Source organism: Ornithinibacter sp. (assembly GCF_035443565.1).
In the GTDB taxonomy this organism is placed as follows: domain Bacteria; phylum Actinomycetota; class Actinomycetes; order Actinomycetales; family Dermatophilaceae; genus Fodinibacter.
Genome location: NZ_DAORSO010000005.1, coordinates 1 through 2,942, shown reverse-complemented (window position 1 = coordinate 2,942; position 2,942 = coordinate 1). Strand labels below are relative to the sequence as shown.

General features: G+C 71.2%; 3 protein-coding genes. All 3 read right to left on the bottom strand.

Annotated elements, in window-relative coordinates; genetic code table 11:
- Positions 1-587 (bottom strand): hypothetical protein (locus PLL68_RS01355; protein ID WP_324530928.1); only part of this gene is annotated, 587 nt, incomplete at its 3' end.
- A 49-nt stretch (positions 588-636) separates the two neighbouring features.
- Complete coding sequence (locus PLL68_RS01350) at positions 637-1,590, bottom strand: HAD-IIA family hydrolase (protein WP_324530927.1); 954 nt, start codon at positions 1,588-1,590, stop codon at positions 637-639.
- Positions 1,587-2,306 (bottom strand): tetratricopeptide repeat protein, encoded by a 720-nt coding sequence (locus PLL68_RS01345; protein WP_324530926.1) that lies wholly within the window; start codon positions 2,304-2,306, stop codon positions 1,587-1,589. Before PLL68_RS01345 ends, PLL68_RS01350 begins: the two co-directional genes overlap by 4 nt.
- Between the last annotated feature and the right edge of the window lie 636 nt (positions 2,307-2,942).

Sequence of the window (2,942 nt, the reverse complement as noted above, 5' to 3'; positions counted from 1 at the left end):
GCGGCCGCCTTCGCCGTGGTGGCGCTCGCCTTCTTCGCCGGAGCCGCCTTCGTGGCGGCCTTCTTCGCCGGCGCCTTGGCAGCCGGAGCCTTTGCGGCCGCCTTGGCGGGAGTCGCCTTCGTGGCGGCCTTCTTCGCTGGCGCCTTCTTCGCCACCCGTGCGGGAGCCTTCTTCGCCGCGGCCTTCACCGGCTCAGGGGCGACCTCGACGATTTCGGAGACCACGGTTGCCGCACCGCGGATCTCGACGGAGGCGGCGCTTCGGGCCAGCTCTTCCACCTGGGAGGCCAGGGCAGCCACCGTTGCGCCCAGTCCCTGGACCTCACGGGTGAGGCGGTCGACGTCGAGCTTGCCGACGGCGGAGTCGACCTCGCGCCGCACGAGGCGCACGATCTGCTTGCGGTTGGCCTCGGCCGCCTTGAGCAGGTCGTCGGCCAGCGCACTGGCCTGCTTGGCGAGCTTCTTGCGCGAGGTGTCCTGGCTGGCGAGGGCGATGATCTCCTGAGCCGCCTCCTTCGCCCGGCTTCGGGTGAGGTCACCCAGCCCGGAGGCGAGTTCGACGTAGCCCTGGATGGAGTTCTTGGCCATGGATCCTCCTCGATCTGGCAGCCCCGTCGGCCACCCGCTGTCGCCCACGCTACCGAAAGCGGACCGCTGCGAGCACGGACTCGGCCGACTCACTCAGTGCGGCGATGTCCGAGGCAGGGCTTCCAGCGTCCCGTGCCCGGTGGACGGCGACCACTGCTCGTGACAATGCGTGGAGCCAATCACCCTCTGCGTCCGGGTCCACGTTCAGGGCGCGCAGGTCGGGCGCGACCCAGGTGGGGCGCCGGTGGGGTGGCGCCTCGAGGCAGGCAGCGAGATCGTCGACACCGGTCAGGACGAGCAGGGAGTCCATGCCCGCGGCGACGGCCCCCTCGATGTCGGTGTCGAGCCGATCACCGACCGCCAGGACGCGCTCTGCCGGAATCGCCAGCCGGTCGGCGCACATGAGATACAGCGGCGCTGACGGCTTGCCGGCGACCATGTCCGGAGCGTGACCGACCGCACGCTGCACCGCGCCGATGAGCGAGCCGTTCCCCGGTGCGACACCACGGTCGGTCGGGAGGGTGGCATCGGTGTTCGTCGCCACCCAGGTCGCTCCGGCCTGCACGGCGTAGGCAACCTCCGCGAGGTCTGACGCAGTGACCCCTGCGCCGTACCCCTGAAGCGCGGCCACGACGTCGTGCCCGAGTCCGTCGGCCGGAACGACCGGGACCAGGCCGACCTCGACCAGTGCGGCAGACACTCCCGGGCCGCCCACGGCGAGGACCCTGCTGGATGGGGGCACGTTGTCCGCCACCAGCCGTGCGCCGGCCTGCGAGCTGGTTGCGACGTCACCGGGCTCACAGTCCAGGCCCAGGTCGCGCAGGTGAGCGGCGACGTCCTCAGGAGTGCGTGACGCGTTGTTCGTGGCGTAGATGACGGGGAGGTTGCTGCTCGTGAGGGCCTCGATCGCATGCGGGACCGCCGTCGGGCCCCGGTAGACGACCCCGTCGAGGTCGCAGACGATGGCGGCGTAGCGCGCAGCCAGGGTCTGCGGCCGGCTCACACGTCCTCCGGAGCGACAGCCGTCACCTCGGAGAGCTCAGCGCCGTCGTCCTCGTCGTCCTCACCGAGTTCGACGACGATCCCGTCGAGCTCCTCGAGTCGCTCCACGGCGTCCGTCACCGCGTCGACGTCTCCCTCGACGGCCTTGAGGAACCAGGCGCGCGCCTCCTCGTCGCGGCCGAGTCCGAGAAGGACGTCGGCGTAGGCGTAGTGGAGCCGGCACACGGACGGACCCGCAGCACGGCGCAGCGCAGGGATCTGGAGCGCGACCAGTGCCGCGTCATCCTGGCCGAGGTCTCGCCGGATGCCCGACACCACGATCGCCAACTCCTGCCGCTCGTCCTCGGTGAGCGTGCGTGCTTCGGGCGTGGCTGCCAGCTCGAGGGCACGTGAGTGCCGGCCCAGCCCTCGCTCGCAGTCCACCATCAGCGGCAGCAGGTGGCTGGAACCACTGAGGCGGCGCACCGTCCGGAACTCGGTCAGGGCGCGCGCGAAGTCACCGAGCCTGTAGGCCACCATGCCGAGCGCCTCGCGGGCTGCCGGCACGCGCCCAGCACGCCGCACGGCCGTCTCGGCATGGGCCAGGGCCGCTTCGAGGTTGTCGGCCTCGAGCGTTGCAGCAACCATGACGAGGTGCTGAGCCACCCCCTCCGCGTTCTCCTTGGACAGGGTGCGCAACTGCTGGTGCACAGCACGGTCGAGTTCCTTGCCCGTCACCTCGTCCGGAATGCGGGGCTCGGGCAGCCGGGGGCTCTTGGGGGCGAGCCGGCTCCCTCCACGGTCATCGCGCTCGCCGGCTCGAGCGGGCTTCCCCTCACGACCGGTGTCACGCCCATCACGGCCTTGCGGACGGGCCCCGGAACCACTGCGATCGTCACGGCGGCGATCCGGACCAGCGCCCCGATGGCCGCCGGTGCGACGGTCTTCACCACTGCGCGACCCACCTCGACGGTCAGGCCCGCCGGGGCCGGGCGCAGCACCCTGGCGGGGGGCCCGGTCGTAGGAGGATGACCGAGGGGGGCGGCTCTGGTCACGCCGAGGCTCCGACACACCGTCCCGCGAGGGCTCGCCCTCCGGGCGCTCGATGTTGCTGTCCTCGGTCACGCCATCATCTCCTGTTGTTCGGGGCCGCGCGTTGACTGTTGTCACCGGCCGACCTCGTGTGCCACGCACTCCGCACGCGACACCCGCTCACTGTGCTGACACCGCGTCGGGCGCCAACCAAGTCTACGGACCTTCCTCGCCCCTGCGGACACAGCGACTGCCCCTGGTGTCGCACGAGCTCATCGACAATGTGCCGGGGAATGCGGAAGAGGGCCCACCATGACTGGTGGGCCCTCTTCGCTAATGGTT